The organism is Pedobacter sp. HDW13 (assembly GCF_011303555.1).
Classification (GTDB): Bacteria; Bacteroidota; Bacteroidia; order Sphingobacteriales; family Sphingobacteriaceae; genus Pedobacter.
The window spans coordinates 3,934,718-3,957,923 of record NZ_CP049868.1; the positions used below are offsets into that span (position 1 = coordinate 3,934,718).

Genomic DNA, 23,206 nt, shown 5'->3' on the forward strand with positions numbered 1-23,206 from the left:
TCTAAGACTTAATAAAATCTAAAATATCTTTATTGATGGTTTCTGCTTCGGTAGTTGGCATGCCATGTGGAAAACCCGGGTAGGCAATCAGTTTTCCGTTTTGCAATAGTGCCGCTGCTTTTGGTGCCTGATGAAAAGGAACAATCTGGTCGTCTTCGCCATGTAGTACCAATACGGGTACTTTTATGCTTTTAAGGTCTTCAGTTAAATCGGTTTCAGAAAAGGCTTTAATACCTTCATAATGCGCTTTAACCGAGCCCATCATACCCTGCCGCCACCAGTTGTTTTTAACGCCGGCACTTGATTTTGAGCCTTCACGGTTGTAACCGTAAAATGCATCTGTAAAATCATGATAATATTGTGCCCTGTTAAAACCTGTTCCCTGACGTATTTCGTCAAAAATTGCTAAAGGTACTCCTTCAGGGTTGTTCTCGCTCTGGATCATAACGGGTGTAATGGCACTAATCAATACTGCCTTTGCAACCCGGTCGCCATTTTTGGCTACATATCTGGCTACTTCGCCACCACCCGTAGAGTGGCCGATATGTATCGCATCTTTTAAATCTAACGCGGCAGTTAATTCGGCAACATCAGCAGCATAGGTTTCTATGTTATGCCCTTCCGAAGCCTGGCCAGATCGGCCATGTCCGCGACGGTCATGAGCAATTACACGGTAGCCCTGGTTAGCAAAGAACATCATTTGTGTATCCCAGTCATCTCCAGATAACGGCCATCCGTGATGAAATACGATAGGTTGTCCCGAACCCCAATCCTTATAATAGATTTCGGTTCCGTCTTTTACTTTAATTGTACTCATAGCTTTAAGAATTTTATGAATGTTTGTAGGCGGTAATTGCAATTTACGTTACATTCTTTAATTAATTGTTAACCATTTGTTTATTTGTTAGCTGGTTCATTTGTTTATTGGTCATTCGTTCAATGGTTCTTTGATTATTATTCGCGGATTCCAGGTTATTGGTCATTGTTTATTGAATCATGGGCTATTTATTAACTGCCTTTTCAATTTTGGACAATTTTGTAGTTTAATTTTTAGTTTGCCAGACAGATCATTCGTGCTGTATATGTATAAATAAAATTACATGGAGGCACACAAAGCCTTTTTTAAGGGCTGTATTTGTGTTTTGGTTTGTATTTTGTTGATAAACAGTTGTTTGTTTATTTTTTTTAATATTATATATGTTCATAATTACTGTTAATGTGGAAAAAAAAGGCCTTTAGAGGCTGTTTTTTATCATAGCAAAAATTTTTTTATTACACTAAACCGTTTAAATTAGAGTTAGATAATTAAAAATCAAACCTTTAAAATTATAGGAGCCATAAAAAATGAAAAAATTTGAAGAAGTAAAAAGTTTAGTTGCAGCTTTAGAAGCTGACGCAGACAAGTTTTATAACAAAGGCAACAGCGCCGCCGGAACCCGCATACGTAAAGGTATGCAAGATCTTAAAAACTTAGCTCAGGCCATTCGTTTAGAAGTACAGGATACCAAAAACAAAGCTTAAGCCATCAAAAATATTTAAACAAAGGCCTCTTGAAATTTTCAGGGGCCTTTGTTGTTTATGTGCTTTTATCTGGTTACAAATATGCTTCTCCTTTGTAAAAATAATAAGACGATTTGTTAAGCTTTATGCTATTCTGCTAATAAGTCTTATTTGTTTTCTATTTTTGTCACCACTATAATTTCTTTACAAGTCGTAACATTTATCGCGTAAAGACTTGGCCGCTCCCCTTTTTTTGCCGTGAATACCGGGTAGTTATTTAAGAAATTACTCCTCTGGTTATTAAATAACCTCCTGAGGTAGAAATCTAATCAATATTGTTTGTTGTGAGTAATCAGGCTGAGGATGGATAAGCATGAGTAATTTAGGATATAAGATGCCGGGATATTTAAAATACAATTGTTCTAATAAGGAAGATATTAATCGCGTGCTGAAGATCATGTCGAGTGTGTATCCCGTTAGTAAAGAGTTGGTTAAAGAATTTGAAATACATGTTCAGGCGCTAAGTATCAAAAAAGATCAGATCCTTTTTAACGAAAATGAAGTATGCGAGTACATCTATTTTATCAAAAAAGGGGCATTGATGGGCTGTACTACCCACAAACGACAGCAGATTACAACTTATATATCCATAGAGAATGAGTTTGTAAGTTCTATATCGGGGCTGCACGGGTTAGCCCATTCGCAAGAATATGTTATTGCGGTTGAAGATACCGATCTGCTAGCCATTCACAACAATGAAATAAACAGGCTGTTTCTGCAATATTTTGAACTGAATTATATTTTTAGGGTAATTTTAGAGAAATATTATAAACATGCGCAGCAACGGGCACATATTATAAGGGTTGGGAATGCAAAAGAACGATATCAGTATTTTGCCAAAACTAATCCCGGTTATTTAGATCGTTTACCTTCGGAACTAATTGCCTCTTTGCTTAATGTAAAGCCGTCGACACTTTTAGGGGTTAAGAAAAGTTTTACAGTGCAGCAAGAAAGGAATAAAGAGCTCGAAATGTGGGAGGAAAAATTACGAACGCATATGGATACTCATCAATCTTTTAGGGATAAAGCCATCAGGCTGCAATCATTGGCGCAAGAAATAGGTTTAAGCAGTCATAAACTCTCTATCGTACTCAATAATTACATTAACAAGAGTTTTATCGATTACATCAATCAATATCGAATCAACTGGATTAAAGAAAGCCTGCGTAACCCCGAAATAGTTCAAAATTTTACTTTAGAGGCATTGGCCTATAGTGCAGGTTTTTCATCGCGCAGCGCGTTTTACAATGCTTTTAAGAAGCTGGTTGGCGTGAGCCCTGTCGAATATGCCAAAAATGGCTGTCCATAAAAACGTTAACTTAACGTTTCTGTTACGAAAATACACTTTTAAGCAACTTTTTAAGATATACTTGTGTTGATTTATAATACAGGACAAACTTGTTTTGTTAAACATGTAGAAAAGGTACTGTTTTGGGTATTTTTGTAGTATAAACAAGATAGACTATATGGTATCTAGTGTTTTTTTTGACTCAAAATTTGATTGAAACTATGGTAAGAGCAATGCGTGCAGCAGATTGGGATGTAGTGAGTACAATTTATCAGGAAGGAATCAAAACAGGTATAGCAAGTTTTAGAACTCCGGAAATGTCGTGGAAAGACTGGGACTCATCACATAGTAAAGTGTGTAGGTTTGTGGCCTGCAAAGAAAAAGAAATTATAGGTTGGATTGCTTTATTGCCTGTATCAGTTAAATACGATCGGGTAGGTGTAGCTGAAATTGAAGTTTATGTAAAACAGGGACACAAAGACAAAGGGATTGGTTTTTTGTTGCTCGATACCTTAATTAAAGAGAGCGAGAAGGTGGGCGTTTGGATGTTGCAGGCTGGAATTTTTCTGCAAAACGCAGCAGTATTAAAAATTCACGAAAAGGCGGGCTTCAGGGTTGTGGGCTATCGCGAAAAGATTGGTAAAGTAAACGGAATATGGCAGGATAACTTGCTCATGGAACGAAGAAATATGTTAATTGCCTAGAAAGAAAAAATCCCTTTGAATTAGAAATAACTCAAAGGGATTTTTTACTTATGAATCTTGTCGTATGGATATTTATCTATCCAGGCAAAACCTATTTTAAGCTACAACACTTAATTTTTCGATTTCTTTTACAATTAACTGTTCAAGTTGCGAAGAAGCTTTAAGTAATGGTAATCTAACTGTATCTCCGCACACACCAATATGTTTTAATGCTGCCTTAATACCTGCAGGGTTTCCTTCAGCGAAAGCCAAACGGGTAAACTCGATCAGGTTTAAGTGGGCTGGGGTAGCACCTTTAAAATCGCCTACCAAACATTGTTTCACCATATCAGAAAGCTGTTTGGGCAAAGCATTTCCAATTACAGAGATAATACCGGAAGCACCCAACGCAATCATTGGTAAAGTAATCGGATCATCACCAGAGATCAAAAGAAAGTCTGCTGGTTTATCTCTCATAATCTGGTTAAACTGATCAAAACTGCCTGAAGCTTCTTTAGTGGCAATGATATTTTTAAAATCGTGCGCCAGTCTGCAGGTGGTTTCCGGACTCATGTTGCTCATGGTACGCCCCGGAACGTTATACAAAATCAAATCTAAAGGAGATACTTCAGCCAGATATTTGTAGTGCTGATAAATACCTTCTTGCGTAGGTTTGTTGTAATATGGACTAACCGATAAAATGGCACTATAACCGGCTGTATCGAAAGCTTTCATATCTTCAGCTACAGCCAAAGTGTTGTTACCGCCAATTCCGGCAACTAATGGTAATCTGTTATCGTTAATTTCAGCAGTATAGGCCCACACCTTCTTCTTCTCGTCCTTGGTCATAGTGGCGGTTTCGCCGGTTGTACCTAAAGAAACGAGGTAATCTATCCCTCCGTCTACCAAATGATTAATCAGGTTTTTTAAACCATTATAATCAACTGATCCATCTGTGTTGAAAGGTGTAACCAACGCTACACCAGTACCCTGAAATTTGTTCATTTTTAATTAATAATTATTGAATTTTGAGTGAGGAACTGAATGAATGCTTATAATCAATCATTCATAATTTCAATCACTCCCTCATTTATTTTATCATTTCTAATAGTTCTGCATCGCTGATGATAGGTACATTGAGCTTATTTGCCTTTTCCAGCTTTGAAGGCCCCATGTTGTCGCCAGCTACCAGATAATTTAATTTGCCCGAAATACCGCTTAAAATCTTGCCTCCATTGGCTTCAATCATATCTTTTAGCTCATCGCGGCTATAGTTTTCAAAAACGCCCGAAATTACGAATGTTTTTCCAATAAGTCGGTCACTATCAAGTGTAATTACTTTTTCTTCAATTTCAAACTGCAATCCGGCTAATTTTAATAATTCTACCTGCTGTAAATGCTCCGATTTTCCAAAATACTCAACAATGCTCTCTGCAATGCGCTGCCCGATTTCGTCAATGGCAATTAATTCTTCTACAGTAGCCTTCGATAGGTTATCGATATTTTTAACGCCGGCGGCTAATTTTTTCGCTACCGTTTCGCCTACATACCGGATCCCTAGACCAAACAGGACTTTCTCGAAAGGCATTTCTTTCGATTTTTCGATACCGGCAATCATGTTGTCAATAGAGCGTTCGCCAAAACGATCAAGGGTTTTTAACTGTTCTGATTTTTGGTGAAGCGTATATAAATCACTAATGTGGTTTATCAGGCCATTTTTGTAAAAGGTTTCAATCGTTTCATCACCAAGGCCATCTATGTTCATCGCTTTGCGCGAGATGAAATGTTGTATTTTTCCTACAATTTGTGGCGGACAACCTTCATCGTTAGGGCAATAATGAACCGCTTCACCTTCTTTTCTGATCAGTTCGGTACCACACTCAGGGCAATTGTGTAAATAATTAACTTTAGTAGAATCCGCTAAGCGTTTATCCAGATTAACCTTAATAATTTTAGGAATAATCTCACCGCCTTTTTCTACAAATACAGTATCACCAAGATGTAGGTCTAAACGTTCAATCTCGTTGGCATTGTGCAGGGTGGCGCGTTTAACAGTTGTCCCTGCCAGTAAAACAGGTTTTAAATTCGCTACCGGAGTTACTGCACCCGTTCTCCCCACCTGGTAGGTTACTTTTTCTAAAATGGTTTCAACCTCGGCTGCTTTGTATTTGTACGAAATGGCCCAGCGCGGTGATTTGGCGGTAAAGCCAAGTTCCTGTTGCTGGGCAAAACTGTTCACCTTAATTACAATCCCATCAATGTCGTAGCTGAGTTTAAAACGTTCTTCTTCCCAATGGTGAATAAAATCAAGCACTGCATCGATGTTAGCAACCAATCTGTTGTGCTCGCAAACATGGAAACCCCATTCTTTTACTGCATTCAGGCTATCCCAATGGTTTTTGAATTCATTTTTATCGGTGTATAGGAAGTAAATAAAGCCATCCAGAGGGCGTTTGGCTACTTCTTTACTGTCTTGCATTTTGATTGTACCTGATGCAAAATTTCGAGGGTTAGCATAAGGGATTTCTCCCAATTCTTCGCGGGTAGCGTTTAAGCGTAAAAAAGCTGCTTTGTGCATAAAAATTTCACCACGAATTTCGAAATGCTCGGGTGCTACAGCCTGTTTAAGCTGATGTGGAATGGTGTGGATGGTTTTGACGTTAGCCGTTACCTCATCTCCTTTGGTACCATCACCACGGGTTACCGCTCTAACTAGTTTACCATTTTCGTAAGTCAGGCTGATGGATAAGCCATCAAATTTTAGTTCGCAAACATACTCGAAATTATCGCCAATGGCTTTACGGATGCGTTCGTCAAAGTCGCGCAAATCCTGCTCGTTATAGGTATTTCCCAGCGAGAGCATGGGGTATTTATGGTTAACGGTAATGAAATTTTTGGTCACATCGCCGCCAACACGCTGTGTAGGAGAGTTGGGGTCAGCAAACCCGGGGTTTGCATGTTCCAGATCCTGAAGATGTTTTAGTTTTTTATCGAACTCGTAATCGCCAATGGTAGGCATGGCCAGTACGTAGTAATTATAATTGTGCTGGTTGAGCTCGGCAACCAGGGCATCCATTTCTTCTTGTATCGCTGTTAAGGGCATTTACAAATATAAAAAAAGGATGAAAGGGTTTTGTAATTTGCAAACAAAAAGCTTTGGTGTACAAAGAGAATATTGCTGATTATAGATCCAATTTAGATGCGAGAGGGGAGGAGTATTATTTTAGCCTTTGAGCTTCTCCTCAATCTCCTCAAAAATTACCATAAAATCCTTTTGTAATACTTCTTTAAAAAACACCAGTTCAAAAGTAAGCTGCTGCAACTGCTTTTCACTCAGGGTTTCGGGCCAAAGGCGCATGCAGATCCGGTTTAAGGCATAACTGATGTTATCTATTTTTTGGTAGCTAAGCAAGTATTTGCTACTGATAAAGCTGTCGAGAAATTTGAAAAATACGCTTTGATCCTTTAAACCACAATGTTCCAGAAAATCAGTCAGTGATTCTTTTTTAATGGCATTCAGGTGGTCGTAAAATTGGTTCACCTGGATCAGGTTACATTCAATCAATAAATGATCAAGTAGCAATTCAAGTCCAATATGTGCCAAAAAGGAGGGGCGTATCGGGGTGTTTTCAACAATGGGTTTAATCAGCTGCTTTAGGATAGCTGTTTTTTCAAAGAAGAAAGCAGAAGAGTGGAAATGCAAATCGACAGCTAAATGTCTTTTCCAGCCGGTTAAGAGGTTTTCTTCGTCAGGGTTGCCCTTAAATAGAAATTCATTTTTCTGAGGATACAGATTGGCATCCTTCAATGCATTTTTAATTAAATCGGGTAAAACAGTTCCCATTACCACATTGGCATCCTGATTTGACCTGTCGAAATAGTAATGGGATAAAAAGTTCATATTGCAAGGTAATATTTTCTAACTTGTTGTAAAACCCGAATTAGAAATATTGACCCTAAATCTATATTGTTTTGGAGTCTAATTATGCATAGCTTTAAGTGTTCTTAAACTGATGCATCATGCCTAATGCTAAAACTTACAGGATCTTATCGCTCGATGGCGGTGGTTCCTGGGCACTTATCCAGGTGAAATGTTTGCGTAAGCTGTTCGCCGAAACTTTTAACAATCCCGACCCAACAGGACATGAAGTATTGGCAGAATTCGATCTGGTATCGGCCAATAGCGGAGGCAGTTTGGTAGCGGCAGCAATGGCAGAGAACCTTCGGCTTTCAGAAATAGAAAAAATATTTGATGATGCAAAGCTGAGAAACAGGGTGTTTTCGAAACTTAGCTTTTTTGAGAGGAGTTTACTAACCAGTGTAGCAAGAATATTTAAAATTGGTGCTAAATACGCTACTAAACGAAAACACATTGCTTTAAAAGAGATTTTACCCGGCATTGCGCAAATCGACATGATGGATATTCCGGCGCATATTGCAGTAAATGGAGCAATTAAAACCCAGTTTTTGATTATTGGTTACGATTATTACCGCAACAGGGCTGAGCTCTTTAGATCCGATTGCGATAGTATGGCCTCTACAGCTGTTATTGAACGAAGGCTTAAAAATCTGCCTCAGCAGGCAGAAAGCCCTGCAGACTGCATCGTCAGTTTAGTTGATGCCATACACGCTTCGAGTACTGCACCCGTTAACTATTTTAACGAACCAGCTACATTTCCGGTTAATAATAAACCTAAGTATTACTGGGATGGCGGTGTTACGGGCAATAATAATCCGGTTTTAGTGGCGGTTACTGAAGCGATTTGTAACAAGACGCAATATCAGATTGAGAACGTTCAGGTGCTTTCTATCGGTACCGGAACAGTATCACAACTGCAATATGATGAAGAGATCCCTGTAAAGTATGACGAGCTTAAGGCCAAACATGAATCGCCGGGTCTGATTAAAGATGTTCAGAAAATGGGCACAAGTATTTTAAACGATCCGCCCGATACGGCTGCTTTTGTCGCTTACATGATCCTGAACCCATCAATGCCAGCGCAACCGGTCGATTTTATCCGCATGAATCCTGCTTTAAGGCCAGTATTGATTGATGATTCGACGGGTAAACATTGGGATTTACCGGCAGGAATTGATAAAGATGAGTACGCAAAGCTGAATGCGATGGATATGGATGCGGTTGCAGATGATGAAGTTGCCCTGATTAAAAAGCTATGCAACAACTGGTTGAATGGTGAAGGTGTTCCGAACCAATCTATTCGCAGTAATTCCAGTCTCAATTGTCTCATTGGTCATCCGGATTTTGAAGCAGCAAAGACCGATTTTAAGAACTGGTTTACAAAACCAACTAATTTGCTTTAAACTAAGCTAAAATTTTATCTTTGCACGCACAATTATTAAAGTGTTTGTACAATGACGAATTTTGTTGAAGAGTTAAGGTGGCGTGGCATGCTACATGATATTATGCCGAATACTGAAGAAAAGTTAAACGAAGGTATGACTTCTGGTTATATTGGTTTTGACCCTACTGCAGATTCATTGCATGTTGGTCACTTAACGCAAATCATGACCCTTATTCATTTTCAAAACGCTGGCCATAAGCCATTTGCTTTGGTTGGTGGTGCTACGGGTATGGTGGGCGATCCATCTGGAAAATCTGACGAGCGTAATCTTCAAACGCCTGAAATGATTGAGCATAACCTAAAAGGAATGAAAAAGCAGCTGGCTAAATTCCTGAAATTTGAAGAAGGTGGAAATGGCGCTGTAATGGTTAACAATGCCGATTGGTTTAAGGACATGAACCTTTTTACCTTTATCAGGGACGTTGGTAAACACATTACTGTAAACTACATGATGGCCAAAGATAGCGTTAAACGCCGTTTGGAAGGCGATTCTGGTTTATCTTTTACCGAATTCTGCTACCAGTTAATTCAAGGCTATGATTTTTACCATTTATGGAAAAACGAAAACTGTCTGGTACAAATGGGGGGATCCGATCAGTGGGGAAATATTGTTACCGGTACGGAATTAATCAGAAGAAAAGATGCCGGAACTGCTTATGCCATTACCACACAGTTGATTAAAAAGGCTGATGGTACGAAATTCGGTAAAACCGAGAGTGGTGCAGTTTGGTTAGACCCAGAGAAAACTTCTCCTTATAAATTTTACCAGTTTTGGTTAAACGCATCAGATGATGATGTGAAAAAATGGATCCGCATTTTTACGCTTAAAAACCAGACCGAAATTGAAGCTTTGGAAAAAGAACACGACGCAGCTCCGCATTTGCGTATTCTTCAAAAAGCTTTGGCAGAAGATATTACCGTTAAAACCCACTCGGTTGAGGCTTTGGAAACAGCCATTAAAACATCTGAGTTTTTATTTGGTAATGGATCTTTAGAATTTCTAAAAAGCCTTTCAGAAAAACAGGTTTTAGAAATGTTTGAGGGAATACCGCAGTTTAACATTTCGAAATCAGAGTTAAGTAATGGTATTGATGCCGCGACTTTGCTTGCAGAAAAGGCTGCAGTTTTCCCATCTAAAGGTGAAACCAAAAAGCTGATTCAGGGTGGTGGTGTTTCTGTTAACAAAGAAAAAGTAGCGGACGTGATGCAGGTTTTCAATGCAGAACACCTGATTAACGATAAATTTATTGTAGTTCAGAAAGGAAAGAAAAACTATTTCCTTTTGATTGCAGAATAAGACTAAAGGAAAACTACTGCTGCATCGTTGTCGTTTGTAACGGGGATGGGAGAGAAGAGCGATTTTATCACTCAAGATATTTTTCAAGCATTCTAAAAAGAAAGCCGCTTTACAAAAGCGGCTTTCTTTTTATGACCTTATCTGGTTACATAAAACTTATTAAAGCATTTATAACATTTGTATCGTTTAATGGATACCCAAGGCATTAATGTTTTAAAGAGAAAACCTCGCGGCACTCTGTAAGTCTCGAAATTTTTGCATTTCGGACATGGCGGACAGCCTGTAACAACAGTTAGGTCCTTGGGTGATGTCATGATAAGTATAGTTTGTTTGGGATGATCAAACTTACGCAATATCTTGATGAGAATGGTATCAATGAACGACCATTTTGTTCATTTAATCGACTAATTATTTGCTAATTTCTATTCTTTTAGGTCTTCAGGTTATAAATAGGCTGGATTTTTAATTGAAAAAATGTTTTAACTCGCCAATTACTAATTTGGAATTACCCGTTCAAATGGATTTTCGAACCAGGCTCCCATTTTATAATCTGCGATCTCTGCAGGTGTAAGCAAGCAGGTAGCAAGCGATTCTTTCAACGCATTACTATCCATTTCCTGACCAATAAAAACCAACTCATTTTTGCGATCGCCAAAGTCGCTGTCCCATTCTGCATGTAATTCTGCTTGGTTCTCCATGTAATCAGCATATTGCATCCTCTCATTTTTGCTCATGCTGGCCCACCAAACCCCAGCTAAATCAATGCGTAAGGAGCCGCCAGCCTGCGAAAAATTAATGGCCTGCTCTGGCATTGCGGCAAGGTAAAATATACCTTTTGATCTGATAATATGTTGTGGAAATTCGTGGTTTATATAATCCCACAACCTTTGCGGGTGAAAAGGTTTTTTTGAGCGGAAAACTGTTGAACTGATCCCATATTGCTCGGTTTCTGGCTGATGAATTTCTTCAAGTTCTTTTTTCCAGCCTGCACCCTCAGCAGCCAATTCAAAGTCGAATAAACCGGTATTTAAAATTAAAGCCGGATCAAGACTGCCAAAAAGAGTTTCGTAAATTTTAGCACCAGGGTTTAATTTGGCAATTAAAGCTTTTAAAACCTTTATATCATTTTCACTAATCAAATCTACTTTGTTCAGTAAAATTACATTGGCGAATTCAATCTGATCGGTAAGCAAATTTACTATGGTACGTTTATCTGCGGCATCATCAGTCATGTTACGGTCGGCGAGTTTCTCGGCAGAACCGAAATCTTTGTAGAAGTTGTACGCGTCTACAACAGTAACCATGGTATCTAAGCGGCTAAACCGGCTTAAATCAATACCCGAAGCTTCATCTATAAAAGAAAAAGTCTGCGCAACGGGAATGGGTTCTGAAATCCCCGTGCTTTCGATCAATAGGTAATCGAAGCGGTTTTCTTTAGCCAGTTTTTCTACCTCTACCATCAGGTCTTCGCGCAGAGTGCAGCAAATACAGCCATTGCTCATTTCTACCAGTCTCTCTTCAGTTTTAGATAAGGTATGCTGGTTTTTAACCAAGGCAGCATCAATGTTCACTTCGCTCATATCATTTACAATTACGGCCACCTTTAAATCCTGCTTGTTTTGAAGTATGGCATTGAGCAAGGTGGTTTTTCCGCTGCCTAAAAAACCGCTTAGTACGGTTACTGGTAATTTCTTTATCATGTTAATGCAATTATGTTGCAAATATAGTGTTGAATATTTCAAATGCAACTTTATTGCTTTTATATTTGTCGGGTAAATTTAAAATGAATGAAACAGCGGAGCTATAAAATTAACCTCGACAGATTGGGCATAACCGCCTCTACACTTTGTGCCATACATTGCGCAGCACTGCCCTTTGTAATTACTGTTTTACCCATGTGGGGGATGGGCTTTTTGGCCAATAAATCAGTTGAAATTACCATGATTGCCGTTTCGTTAATATTGGGCGTGTGGAGTTTGAGCTCGGGCTACCACAAGCAACACCAGCGTATTGCGCCCATATTGGTACTTATTCTGGGTTTTATCTGTATTGCTATTGGACATTTTTCGGGGGTGGAAGCACTGGAACCTGTGTTGATCCCATTGGGTGGCTTTACTATTGCAGCAGCACATTACTTTAACCTTCGGTTACTCAAAACCTGTCCCATAAATCATAACCATTAATTCTTTTCCTTATTATCATATGTTTAAGCACCCTAAAATCCTCTTCATTCCGGCACTGTTATTTATTTCAGTGTTAAATCCAGCCTGTAAGCATGGTACTAACGATGCCCAGGCGCTGTACAGGCGTTATGCCATCAAAAATCTGGTGATAAAAAACGTAGAAAAAGCTGTACACCATGATTAACATCAAATCGCTGATCCACGTTTATGAGCAGGGAAGAAGAATTGTTTTTCCTGATTGGGAAATTGCCGATATGGAACAGTGGCTTTTGCTCGGTGCATCAGGAAGCGGAAAAAGTACTTTGCTGAATATCATTTCCGGATTGCTCAAACCCAGTCATGGGCAGGTTGCTATTCAGGGTACTAATTTGTACACCTTACCGGCGCGCAGTATGGATCAGTTCAGGGGAAAAAATATTGGTATTGTTTTTCAAAGGCCGCACCTTATCCAATCGCTAAATGTGCTCGATAATCTCGAACTGGCGGCAGTAATGGCACGTGTACCAATTGATACAGCACATAATTTATCGCTGTTAAATGAACTCGGTATTGCAGATAAGGCGCAAAACTATCCCGACCAGTTAAGCGAGGGCCAATTACAAAGGGTATCGGTGGCACGGGCGCTGGTTAATAAACCCGAGTTGCTGATTGCCGATGAACCTACTTCGAGCCTCGACGACAGGAATGCGGCACAGGTAATTGAAATGCTTACCATGCAGGCTAAAGCTAATGGTGCTGCTCTGATTATTGCCACACACGATCAGCGGGTGCGTAAATACATCACTAAAACCTATTTATTGTAATGAATATCTTTAAAATAAGCAGTCAAAATCTGTACAGAAATAAGCTAACCACGCTTTTAAATATTATTCTGGTTGCCTTTGGTGTGGGTATTTTAACGATACTTTTTTTAGCTGCTAACCAGATTGGTAATAAGCTCGAAAAAAATGCAAAAGATATTGATTTGGTGGTAGGGGCAAAAGGAAGTCCCTTGCAATTGATTATGAGCAGCATTTATCATATCGATTTTCCTACAGGAAACATTCCGGCGGCAGATGCCTACCGCTTAATGAAAAACCCGATGGTAAAAAGAGCAGTTCCGCTGGCGCTTGGGGATAATTACAACGGGTACCGCATTGTAGGTACCGATACCACTTTTAATGGATTATACAGCTTATCTGTACAAAAAGGCAGTTTCTGGAAAAAAGATTTAGAGGTTACCATAGGGAGCACGGTGGCATTAGCTTCAAAACTGCGTATTGGTGATACCTTTTTCGGTGCACACGGACTTACTGGTAGCAGCGATATACATAAACAACATGCCTATGTGGTAAAAGGTATTTTAAAGCCGCAGGGCAATATAACCGATAACCTGATCCTCACCAATATTGGTAGTGTTTATAAAATGCACGAAGCGCCAGTGGAGAAACATGAGCACCATTTGGCCGGAGAGAGCAAGGAAATTAACGATAAACAAATTACTGCTATTTTAATCCAATACCGTTCGCCGATGTCGGTTATTGTTTTTCCGCGGATGGTGAACCAAAGTACCAATATGCAGGCTGCATCGCCAGCCATGGAAAGTGCAAGGCTGTTTTCTTTAATTGGTGTTGGAGTAGATACTTTAAAGTGGTTTGCTGTTTTGATTATGGGCATCGCAGCGCTGAGTATTTTTATCAGTTTGTATAATGCCATGAAAGAACGCAAATACGATTTGGCTGTAATGCGCTGTTTAGGTGCATCCAAATTTCGCTTGTTTTTGCTGGTGTTGCTAGATGGTATGCTGGTTACGGGTATTGGAACCTGCTTTGGCCTGTTAATTGGTCATGCTGCGCTCGAATTGATCGGCGCCTATCAGGAATCTTCGCAAGCCAGGCTAAGTGGAATGGTTATCGTGCCACAGGAGATGTATTTAATTGTTACGGGCTTTTTTACCGGCGCACTGGCTTCGGTGATACCGGCTTTGCAGATCTACAAAGTAGATATTGCTGAAACGCTTACCAAAGCCCATTAGGTTATGAAAAGATTAATTGGTTTGGTTGTTTTATGTTTAGGTTTCCAGATTTTGGCTGCGCAGGTTCGGGTACACACCGATATGCGCACGCCAACCTGGAATTTGATTGGTTTACGCTACGATGCAGAAATTGCACTCGGAAAATGGGGCAGCGTTTTTCCTCCTGCATTAAAACGCCTAAATAATAAGGTAATTGAACTCCCCGGATATATCATTCCTACAAAAGTGGGGCAGCGGTTTAGCGAATTTATGTTTTCTATTGTACCCATCGCATCCTGTCCTTATTGCGGTTCGGGCGATATTCCATCCATGGTACAGGTTAAAATGTTAAGCCCTATTGCCATTACAGAAAAACCTGTAAAGCTACGCGGCCTATTTATGATTAACGATTCGGGAGATGACAGAAGTGAGTTTTTCCTGTTAAACGCTAAACAGTTATAATATGAAAATAAGGAAGTATGGTATTTGGCTTTTTTTGCTTTTAGTTTCTTTTGGCTCGTACGCGCAGGTTCAGGTGCATACCGATATGCGTACGGCCAACTGGAACCTGATTGGCTTAAAATGCGATAAGCAGGTAAAACCTTTGGTTTGGCAGGCTGTTTTTCCACCGGCATTAAAAGCAATAAACCATAAAGTAATTGAGTTGCCGGGTTATATTATTCCAACCAGGGTGGGCAATACCTTTACAGAATTTATGCTCTCTGTTGTACCCATTGCATCATGCCCTTATTGTGGTACGGGTGATATTCCATCAATGGTGGAGGTTAAAATGTTAAAGCCCATCAAATGGACCGATACCCCTGTTTTAATTAAAGGAAAATTCGAAATCAACGATTCTGGCGATAGCCGGTCTACCTTTTTTCTGCTAGAAGCTGTACAAAAATGAAAAACTTATTGCCGATCACCTTTCTGTTTCTTACTGTTTTTACAGCCAACGCACAGACCCAACACAAACCCGGCGATCAGTTGCGGTCGTTGAACTGGGATGTAATTGCCTCAGTTAAATTCGAACTGACTGAGAAGAATGAACTGTTGCCCTTATTTTCAGAATCGATAAAACGTTTTGAGAACAGGGAATTTGAGTTAAAAGGCTATTTGATTCCCATTAAAAGCGGATCAAAACAACAGCAGTTCCTTTTGGCAACATTACCCATTAACCAATGTTATTTTTGCGGGCAGAATGGTATTCCGGTAATGATTATGATCGAAATGGAGCAGGCTATACCTTATAATGAAAAGCCCATTAAGGTAAAAGGTATTTTGAAATTAGAACAGAAAGATGCCAGCTATGCACCACCAATCACGATCAAAAATGCCAAACTCATTAATTAATTGCTTATTTTTGTACTGCTATGGAAAACAACACAGAGCGTTTCGAAAAACTTTTGGTTAAAAACGGTTTAAAAAGAACTGCACCGCGCTTGCAGGTGCTCGAGATTTTGAGCAGCCGCGATTCTGCAACTTCGCAGCCTTACTTAGAGCAGGTAATGGGCAAAGATGCGGACCGTGTTACGCTTTACCGGGTTTTGCAGGCTTTCGAAGAAAAAGGGATTATCCATAAAGTGCTCGATCAGCAGGGAACGGCTAACTACGCCATATGTTCAGAAGGTTGCAGTGCGCACGATCATCATGATGAACACGTACATTTTAACTGTGACAACTGCCATAAAATTTATTGTTTAGATAGCGTTAAAATCCCTGCATTGAAGGTGCCGGCCGGATTTAAAGTAGAGCATCTTAACCTGATTGCCACAGGGCTTTGCGCCAACTGCTCTGATAAAGTAAACTAATTTACTGCACCAAAAGGTTACAGCCCCTGATATCGGCATGGTCGAACCTACCCAGTACCTCAAAACTCTGGTCAGGATTTATTTTGCCCAGATCTTGCGTTGCAATAAAAGAACAGGAGTTGAGATTAGCCAGATCGATTACATTAATGCCACCGGTACGGCCTTCAGCTACCAAGCTTAAAGGATCATTGGTATCGCGGATTAAGACCTGCATCCAGTTCGGACAGTTAAATACCCCATCGCCTAAAGAATAGGCCTGCGAAAGCAACTCGGTCATTCCGTATTCGCTGTGAATCGATTTTACGCCAAAGCCTTTGGTTAACTGCTCGTGTAATTCTTCGCGTACCATTTCTTTGCGTTTCCCTTTCATGCCGCCAGTTTCCATTACAATCAGCTCCGGGAAATCGATATCATGCTGTTCTATAAAATCGAGGAGGGCATAGGTTACACCGATCAAAACTGTTTTCTGTTTTTTCGATTTCAGATCGAGCAGGGTTTGCATCAGATCATCGTGGTTGTATAAAAAATAACCACTTTGAGCATGCCCACTTTTTTCAATCAGATCGTTAACCATGTAAATTAAAGATGAACCTGCTCTTTGTTGATAGGAAGGTAACAATGCCAGGAAACAATATTCGGAAACATTGCCATAAAACAGGGCAAAGGCCTGCAGGTAACTTTGCTCATATAATTTAACATCCGTAACGTGGTGGCTGCTTTGCACCATGCCGGTTGTGCCCGAACTGCTAAAGGTTATTTCGATAGGAGCCTCGCTGCTTAAAATAGAATGACTTTTAAAAAAACTGATGGGCAGAAAAGGAATCTGCTCAATTGTTTTCACCTGTTCAACATCAACACGTAAATGGTGGATGTACTCCCCATATACTTTACAGTTTTGGGCCTGAAACCTGAAAATGTTTAAGGCGAGCGTTTTAAACCCATCGGCATTCTGTACAGAAAATATATTTTCAGCTGTTAAATTCACGCTGCAAAAGTACAAAGCATTATGCTATTTTCTCGTCAGTTTTTTTGGCTAGCATGGCCATGCGAAACTGGTAACCACAATAACCGCTAATTCCTGCAACCAGGCCACTTAAAATGCCCGTAACCAATAATAATAGCCACCAGATTTTAATTCCGGTCATTATCGCAACCCGGCTGGCAAGCAAATTGTCGTTGGGCAGACTTTTAAATAAAGCATAGCCAATCCATAACAGAAAAATAGCGAGAAATGATTGCCAGAAAGCTATTTTTCCCGTTTTACCGATAATGCCACAGGTGGCAAAAGAAATAACAATAATTACCCACCATGGAGCGATCATTTGCAAGAAAAAACAGATAATTACGATGACTATGAAAACCATTTTCGATTATTTAGAAATTTTTAAACGAGAGATAACTGTGCCCGATTTATCATCGACGCTTTGCATGTAAAACAGATCATAAAGCTGGCCATTTGCCCAGGTATCGATCATGTTATCATAAAATTTGCTACCAGGGTTGCCCGACTGCCCGCCCGGGTAAACGCCATGCCCTTTGGGTTTTTTGCCCAGTTCTATTACCATACGCCATGAAGGACCATTGGTTTCAGACAAAGCATTGATGGTGCTTTTACCTCCACCTATTTGTAAAACTTTTGAACCAAAACCTGGTATTTTAGCCAAATGAGGAACATTGCTTTGTTTTACATTGGCCCAGTTCCAGTCTTTGTTTATTGGCCCAAACCTTCTTTCCAAACTATCGCAACTGTATTTAAACGCTTCGTTTACCAAATCAGTGAGGGTTTCTTTTTTGCTGGTGTGAATGTTATCATACCAAGGGGCATTAGGTTCTTTTAAAATCATTTCCACGGTACGATCTCTGGATGGATAGCGCATAGGAATACCTTTTACCTCAAATTCATCAGCCCAAATATCAAAAGTTAGGCGCTTGGTCCATATTTCGAACACACTTGCTGCAATCTGATTGGCATCGTACCGTTTGTTCCATTTGCTTACATAGCTTAATGCTTCTTTTTGCGTAGCGTTTAATTGCTCGTTATTCAGTAGTGGAAGTAAGGCTGGTACCAGGTTCTGAGCCAAAATACTATAATTATCAGTCTGCATCAGGCGAATACCGTCCATAGTTGCCTTGCTCATTGCACCCAGACGGTCGTTAATTCTTTTGCCACGTTCGTAAGGAGAAAATTCCCAGTTAATGTAGTAAGGATAGGTGGTATCGGTAGAAGATTGGTTGGCCGAACTTACAAAGCCACGTGGTGGGTTTTTTACCGTTGGGTTTTGTGCTGCTGGAATCCAGCCTTGCCAGTCGTAGGCCGGATCGGTACCATCTAAAATAAATTTGCCCTGATCTTTCCATTTTAGGGGGAACTTTCCGTTCGGCGTAATGGCGATATCATTATCTATACTGGCGAAAACAAAATTCTGTGCAGGTGCAGTATAAAAAGTTAGTGCTTTACGGTAATCAGCATAGTTTTTGCCCCGGTTCAGGTAATAAAAAGTCATCAATTCGTTCGATTGGTCGTGGGCAATCCACCTTAAAGCATCGCCAACAGGTACGTTGTTTGCCCGGCTGTATTTCGGTTTCTGGAAATAAACTACCGGACCATGGTGCGTATAAAAAACGGTATCTATTTCGTCCTTTGCACCACGGATTTTTATTACTTCAAGTTGTTTAGTGGTCGCTTTCCATTGATTGTTGTACCAGTATTCGTTGTGACTACTGTCTTTAAATTTAATCTGATAAAAATCGAGTACATCAGCAGCGACATTGGTTACTCCCCAGGCTATTTTCTGGTTAAAGCCAATAATTACCCCTGGCGCGCCCGGTAAAGAAACCCCATACGTATTTACCCCTGGTGCATGTAACTGAATCTGATACCAGATAGAAGGCAGGGTCAGGTCGAGATGTGGATCGTTTGCAAGGATTGGATAGCCAGAAGCTGTTTTTGAGCCAGATAAAGCCCAGTTATTGCTGCCAATACCTTCCCTTTTTTCAGTTGTTTTTACCTCACCTGTTTGAGCCTGGGTAAAACTTTCGGGTGTTTTAGGGATAGGAAGGGGCGAGAAATCCCACTTTGTACCTACGGGGATAATCGGATCTTCGCGGAAAGGATAATCAGGGAAAAGATTTTTGGTTACCTCCGGACCAAACTTTTTAAGGATGTTGGTCATGTAAAACTCGTCAGATCCCATTGCCAAAACTGCCGACATCTGTTTTAACAATAAGGCACATTTAACCGGGGTCCATTCTTCAGGTTTAAAATCGAGTATTTTATATTCTATTGGATAGTTGGCTTTAGAAAGGGTTTTAATGTAAGCATTAATGCCTTCAGTGTAGGCTAAAATCATTTCTTTAGCCTTTGGATCGGCCATCATGCCTTTCAAAGAGTTATTCGCGCCATAAACCATGCCCATACGGCGTTGGTAACGGTCTACTTCGATGGCTTTATCGCCTACTACTTCACTGATTCTTCCGGCAGCAAAACGGGTTTGAAAATCCATCTGCCAAAGGCGGTGCATGGCCGTTACATAGCCTTGGGCTAGGTAAAGATCATGATCGTTTTGCGCAAAAATGTGCGGAATCATGCGGTCATCGAAAACGATTTCTATTTTATCTATAGCGCCTTTAATCTTTGCTTTATGGTTAAACATAAAATGATTGTTCTCTGCATTTTGCCAAAAACCCATAAAAGGATTTAGGAATTTGAGTAAAGGAGGCGTATTTCCTAATTTGGTGTTAAATAAAAAAGCTAATGCTATTGGGATTATGACACAGATAAGGGCTTTAATTTTATTCATAATGGTTAGCTAACAAGTCAGTTCACTAAGATAGGGCAAAATGACGGTTTATGTTTAATGCAAATTACAACAAACTGGATATCAATCAAAATTATATTTTGAATTGAAATTATTATGCTAACATAATTTGTTTAATTCAAAAAAAGAATTTAAGTTTATGTAACTAATAATACAAACAACCAAATTAACAATCGTTTATGAGCAGAATTTTTACACAGACCTTTTATGTGTTATTATTTGTGTTTGCCTGTAATATGGCAGCACAGGCACAGAGCATTACGGTGAGCGGAACCGTAAAAGACAAGCAATCGAAAGAAGGATTAGCTGGCGTAAGTTTAACTATCAAAGGCCAGACGGGGGGTACGGCCTCTACAAGCAACGGTAGTTTTACCTTTACTACCACGGCAAAAGTTCCTTTCACATTAGTGGCTTCTTATGTAGGTTATGGTACGGTAGAACAGCAAATTACCGGAAGCACTACCAGTATCAATTTTGAACTCGAAACGGCGGTTGTACTTGGTGGCGACGTGGTGGTTTCGGCCTCGCGTACACCTGAGCGTATTTTAGAGTCGCCGGTTTCTATCGAACGTATGAGCGCTGCAACGATCAAAGAAATTGCTGCTCCATCGTTTTACGATGCCCTAAACAATATGAAAGGGGTAGAGAGTAGTATGCAGAGTTTGACCTTTAAATCCATTAATACACGTGGTTTTAATTCGAACGGTAATACGCGTTTTAACCAATATATTGATGGAATGGATAATCAGGCACCGGGACTTAATTTTTCGGTTGGTAATATCGTAGGTATAACCGAACTTGATGTAGATAATGTAGAGCTTTTACCTGGTGCTTCATCGGCACTTTATGGTGCGGGTGGTATTAATGGTACCTTATTAATGACTTCGAAAGATCCTTTTAAATATCCGGGAGCAAGTTTTCAATATAAAACAGGTGTAAACCATGTTAACGACGATAATAGTAGTGTACAACCGTTTAATCAACTGGATGTAAGGATGGCTAAATCGTGGAACAATAAATTTGGCGTAAAAGCAGCCTTCTCATTTTTACAGGCAAAAGATTGGTTCGGTAATAACTATTCAAATTTTGACCGTATTTCCAGAACTGCTAAATCAGGCGACCGAAATAGCGATACCAATTATGATGGTATAAATGTTTATGGTGATGAGGTAAGCCAAAATATGCGAAATGTTGCTTTGAGTGTACAAAATGCGACAATTGCAGGGATCAATACTAATACAGGTGGTTTAATCCCTAATATTAAATCAGCTATGGACGGTGCTTTCGGTGCGGCTATTCCAACCCCCATACAACAAGCTGGTTTTCTTGCGGGCCTGCCTGCAGCATTACGTCCTGCGGTACAAAATTATTTCCCTTTCTATGTAGGTTTAAAGGCTAATTTAATTCCTGATCAAAATGTATCGAGAACAGGTTATAATGAAGAAAACCTGGTTGATTATGATACCAAATCGTTAAAAGTATCTGGCGGATTGTACTATAATATCAGTAATACTGTACAAGCTGTTGCGCAGGCAAACTGGGGTACAGGAACTTCGGTATATACAGGATCTGACCGTTATTCATTGCGTAATTTCAACATCGGCCAATACAAACTGGAAATAAAAGGCGAAGACTTTTTCGTTAAAGCTTACACTACTCAGGAGCGTTCTGGTGATTCTTATATTTCTTCTATTTTAGGTAGTTACATTAATGAACTTTCAAAACCATCTACAACCTGGTTTCCGCAATATATTGGCAATTATGTAGGGGCAAGGGCTGCTGGTCAGGGCGATGCTGCTGCGCACGCACTAGCCAGAACTGCTGCTAACCAGGGCCGTTTTGAACCAGGATCGGCTCAGTTTATTCAGGCGAAAGATCAGATTATGAATACCACGATCAGTGCTTCTGACCCATCAAAAGGTATTTATGGTGCAAAATTCGATGATAAATCAAACCTATATCACTATGAAGGAATGTACAACTTTACCAACCTTTTTGATAAAGTGGTGGAGTTCCAGGTAGGTGCATCTTATCGTCTTTATGATTTGAATTCGGCAGGAACAATTTTTAACGATTTATTAAACTCTATCGATATTAAAGAATATGGTGCGTTTGGGCAGATCGGTAAGAAGTTTTTTAACGATAAAGTTAAATTTACTTTTGCTGGCCGTTACGATAAGAGCCAGAACTTTGAAGGCAGGTTTACACCAAGGATTACCGGAGTATTCACCGTGGCCAAAAACAACAATATCAGGGTTTCTTACCAAACTGGTTACCGCAACCCAACCACACAAAATCAGTATATCGACCTTTCAGTTGGTGGTGGTTCACAGCGTTTAATTGGTGGTTTACCCGAGATTATGTTCAGCAAATATCACTTAGACACCAATAAACCGTATACCGACGTGAGTTATCGCGCATTTTTAGCCTCTGCTGCAGCTACAGGAACACCAAACCCTGCGCTTTTGCAACAATATAATTTCGATGCAAAAGGTGTTCGCCCTGAGAGTGTACAATCTTATGAGCTAGGTTACAAAGGCTTATTGCTTCCAAACTTATTGGTTGACGCTTATGGTTACTACAATATCTATAAAGATTTTATCACTGCGGTTGATGTTTATCAGAACGTAGGCGGAACCTTTGTTAAATTTGGTGTGCCTGTTAATGCCGAAGGAGAAGTAACTTCTTATGGTGGTGCTTTAGGTCTTGATTATTTGGTTGGCAAATGGAATGTGAGTGGTAACGTTTCTTACAACCAGATTGGAGATTTGCCAGTTAATTACATCAACGATTTCAATACCCCTAAAATCCGTTATAACCTGGGTTTGGGTAATAAAGAGATTATTAAAAACTTCGGTTTTAATGTTTCTTACCGCTGGCAAGACCAGTTTTACTGGAATTCATCTTTTGCCTCAGGTCAGGTACCTGCATACAGTTCTTTGGATGCGCAGGTTAGCTTAAGGATACCTTCAGTAAACTCAGTAGTTAAACTGGGTGGTTCGAACGTATTGAATAAATATTATATTACTTCTTACGGTAACCCAATGGCGGGAGCAATCTATTATTTAGGATTGACCTTTAATCCATAGATATCTTATTGAGTTTTGAGTGGCCCTCTGCGCAAAAGCGCAGTGGGCTTTTTTGTTTACCTGCTAAGGCTTATTATTAGATTTCTTACCACGTATTCGATGAAGGTTAGTGTAAATAATA

The 23,206-nt window shown here is 39.8% G+C and carries 22 protein-coding genes; 14 read left to right on the top strand and 8 right to left on the bottom strand.

Translation table 11 applies throughout. The features are described from left to right. Position 1: 1 nt before the first annotated feature. Positions 2-817 carry an alpha/beta fold hydrolase gene (locus G7074_RS16495; protein ID WP_166209982.1) on the bottom strand — a complete coding sequence of 272 codons (816 nt, stop codon included), beginning with the start codon at positions 815-817 and terminating at the stop codon, positions 2-4. A gap of 527 nt (positions 818-1,344) precedes the next feature. On the opposite strand from G7074_RS16495, the gene G7074_RS16500 reads away from it, so the two are divergent. The 3 genes from G7074_RS16500 (at position 1,345) to G7074_RS16510 (ending at position 3,552) form a co-directional block, all read left to right on the top strand. Further along, entirely contained in the window at positions 1,345-1,521 is a 177-nt protein-coding gene (locus tag G7074_RS16500; RefSeq protein WP_056871440.1) for a hypothetical protein, read from the top strand. A gap of 352 nt (positions 1,522-1,873) precedes the next feature. Further along, a complete protein-coding gene (locus G7074_RS16505; RefSeq protein ID WP_166209985.1) occupies positions 1,874-2,869 on the top strand; it encodes a helix-turn-helix domain-containing protein in 996 nt (331 codons plus the stop codon). A gap of 200 nt (positions 2,870-3,069) precedes the next feature. After that, complete coding sequence (locus G7074_RS16510; RefSeq protein WP_124560849.1) at positions 3,070-3,552, top strand: GNAT family N-acetyltransferase; 483 nt, start codon at positions 3,070-3,072, stop codon at positions 3,550-3,552. 96 nt (positions 3,553-3,648) lie between these two features. On the opposite strand, the gene dapA is transcribed toward G7074_RS16510, so the two are convergent. The 3 genes from dapA to G7074_RS16525 form a co-directional block, all read right to left on the bottom strand. Then, positions 3,649-4,536, bottom strand: coding sequence for a 4-hydroxy-tetrahydrodipicolinate synthase (gene dapA / locus G7074_RS16515; RefSeq protein ID WP_166209988.1), 888 nt, complete (start codon positions 4,534-4,536; stop codon positions 3,649-3,651). 85 nt (positions 4,537-4,621) lie between these two features. Beyond that, positions 4,622-6,634: an NAD-dependent DNA ligase LigA gene (gene ligA, locus G7074_RS16520; protein ID WP_124560847.1), complete on the bottom strand. Its 2,013-nt coding sequence runs from the start codon at positions 6,632-6,634 to the stop codon at positions 4,622-4,624. Between the two features lie 120 nt (positions 6,635-6,754). Further along, complete coding sequence (locus G7074_RS16525) at positions 6,755-7,432, bottom strand: hypothetical protein (protein WP_166209991.1); 678 nt, start codon at positions 7,430-7,432, stop codon at positions 6,755-6,757. 119 nt (positions 7,433-7,551) lie between these two features. On the opposite strand from G7074_RS16525, the gene G7074_RS16530 reads away from it, so the two are divergent. Continuing rightward, complete coding sequence (locus G7074_RS16530; protein WP_166209994.1) at positions 7,552-8,853, top strand: patatin-like phospholipase family protein; 1,302 nt, start codon at positions 7,552-7,554, stop codon at positions 8,851-8,853. Positions 8,854-8,904: 51 nt separating this feature from the next. Then, entirely contained in the window at positions 8,905-10,191 is a 1,287-nt protein-coding gene (gene tyrS / locus G7074_RS16535) for a tyrosine--tRNA ligase (RefSeq protein ID WP_166209997.1), read from the top strand. A 494-nt stretch (positions 10,192-10,685) separates the two neighbouring features. Here tyrS and G7074_RS16540 read toward each other — a convergent pair whose 3' ends face one another. Further along, on the bottom strand, positions 10,686-11,891 hold the full coding sequence (locus G7074_RS16540; protein ID WP_240916333.1) for a GTP-binding protein: 1,206 nt from the start codon (positions 11,889-11,891) through the stop codon (positions 10,686-10,688). Between the two features lie 87 nt (positions 11,892-11,978). Here G7074_RS16540 and G7074_RS16545 point away from each other — a divergent pair, with 87 nt between their 5' ends. The 8 genes from G7074_RS16545 to G7074_RS16580 are packed head-to-tail and all read left to right on the top strand — an operon-like array spanning position 11,979 to position 16,178. After that, entirely contained in the window at positions 11,979-12,374 is a 396-nt protein-coding gene (locus G7074_RS16545) for a MerC domain-containing protein (protein WP_166210000.1), read from the top strand. Positions 12,375-12,393: 19 nt separating this feature from the next. Continuing rightward, entirely contained in the window at positions 12,394-12,558 is a 165-nt protein-coding gene (locus tag G7074_RS16550) for a hypothetical protein (RefSeq protein ID WP_166210003.1), read from the top strand. After that, positions 12,551-13,177, top strand: coding sequence for an ABC transporter ATP-binding protein (locus tag G7074_RS16555; RefSeq protein WP_166210006.1), 627 nt, complete (start codon positions 12,551-12,553; stop codon positions 13,175-13,177). Before G7074_RS16550 ends, G7074_RS16555 begins: the two co-directional genes overlap by 8 nt. Then, complete coding sequence (locus tag G7074_RS16560; protein WP_166210009.1) at positions 13,177-14,388, top strand: ABC transporter permease; 1,212 nt, start codon at positions 13,177-13,179, stop codon at positions 14,386-14,388. Before G7074_RS16555 ends, G7074_RS16560 begins: the two co-directional genes overlap by 1 nt. A gap of 3 nt (positions 14,389-14,391) precedes the next feature. Continuing rightward, on the top strand, positions 14,392-14,829 hold the full coding sequence (locus G7074_RS16565; RefSeq protein ID WP_124560839.1) for a hypothetical protein: 438 nt from the start codon (positions 14,392-14,394) through the stop codon (positions 14,827-14,829). A 1-nt stretch (position 14,830) separates the two neighbouring features. Continuing rightward, a complete protein-coding gene (locus G7074_RS16570; protein WP_124560838.1) occupies positions 14,831-15,274 on the top strand; it encodes a hypothetical protein in 444 nt (147 codons plus the stop codon). After that, the gene (locus tag G7074_RS16575; RefSeq protein WP_233603914.1) at positions 15,271-15,720 is read left to right on the top strand and encodes a hypothetical protein; all 450 of its coding nucleotides are present in this window, start codon (positions 15,271-15,273) and stop codon (positions 15,718-15,720) included. The genes G7074_RS16570 and G7074_RS16575 overlap by 4 nt, the downstream gene beginning before the upstream one ends. A gap of 20 nt (positions 15,721-15,740) precedes the next feature. Further along, entirely contained in the window at positions 15,741-16,178 is a 438-nt protein-coding gene (locus G7074_RS16580; RefSeq protein ID WP_124560837.1) for a Fur family transcriptional regulator, read from the top strand. Position 16,179: 1 nt separating this feature from the next. Here G7074_RS16580 and G7074_RS16585 read toward each other — a convergent pair whose 3' ends face one another. From G7074_RS16585 to G7074_RS16595, 3 genes are read right to left on the bottom strand one after another with little or no spacing between them, the layout of a single operon-like run. Next, complete coding sequence (locus tag G7074_RS16585; protein ID WP_205944084.1) at positions 16,180-17,163, bottom strand: acyl transferase; 984 nt, start codon at positions 17,161-17,163, stop codon at positions 16,180-16,182. Between the two features lie 19 nt (positions 17,164-17,182). After that, the gene (locus G7074_RS16590) at positions 17,183-17,542 is read right to left on the bottom strand and encodes a hypothetical protein (protein ID WP_166210014.1); all 360 of its coding nucleotides are present in this window, start codon (positions 17,540-17,542) and stop codon (positions 17,183-17,185) included. A 6-nt stretch (positions 17,543-17,548) separates the two neighbouring features. Next, positions 17,549-19,978, bottom strand: a complete 2,430-nt coding sequence (locus G7074_RS16595; protein ID WP_166210017.1) for a penicillin acylase family protein — start codon at positions 19,976-19,978, stop codon at positions 17,549-17,551. A 197-nt stretch (positions 19,979-20,175) separates the two neighbouring features. On the opposite strand from G7074_RS16595, the gene G7074_RS16600 reads away from it, so the two are divergent. Then, positions 20,176-23,085 (top strand): TonB-dependent receptor, encoded by a 2,910-nt coding sequence (locus tag G7074_RS16600; protein WP_124560833.1) that lies wholly within the window; start codon positions 20,176-20,178, stop codon positions 23,083-23,085. Positions 23,086-23,206 lie beyond the last annotated feature (121 nt).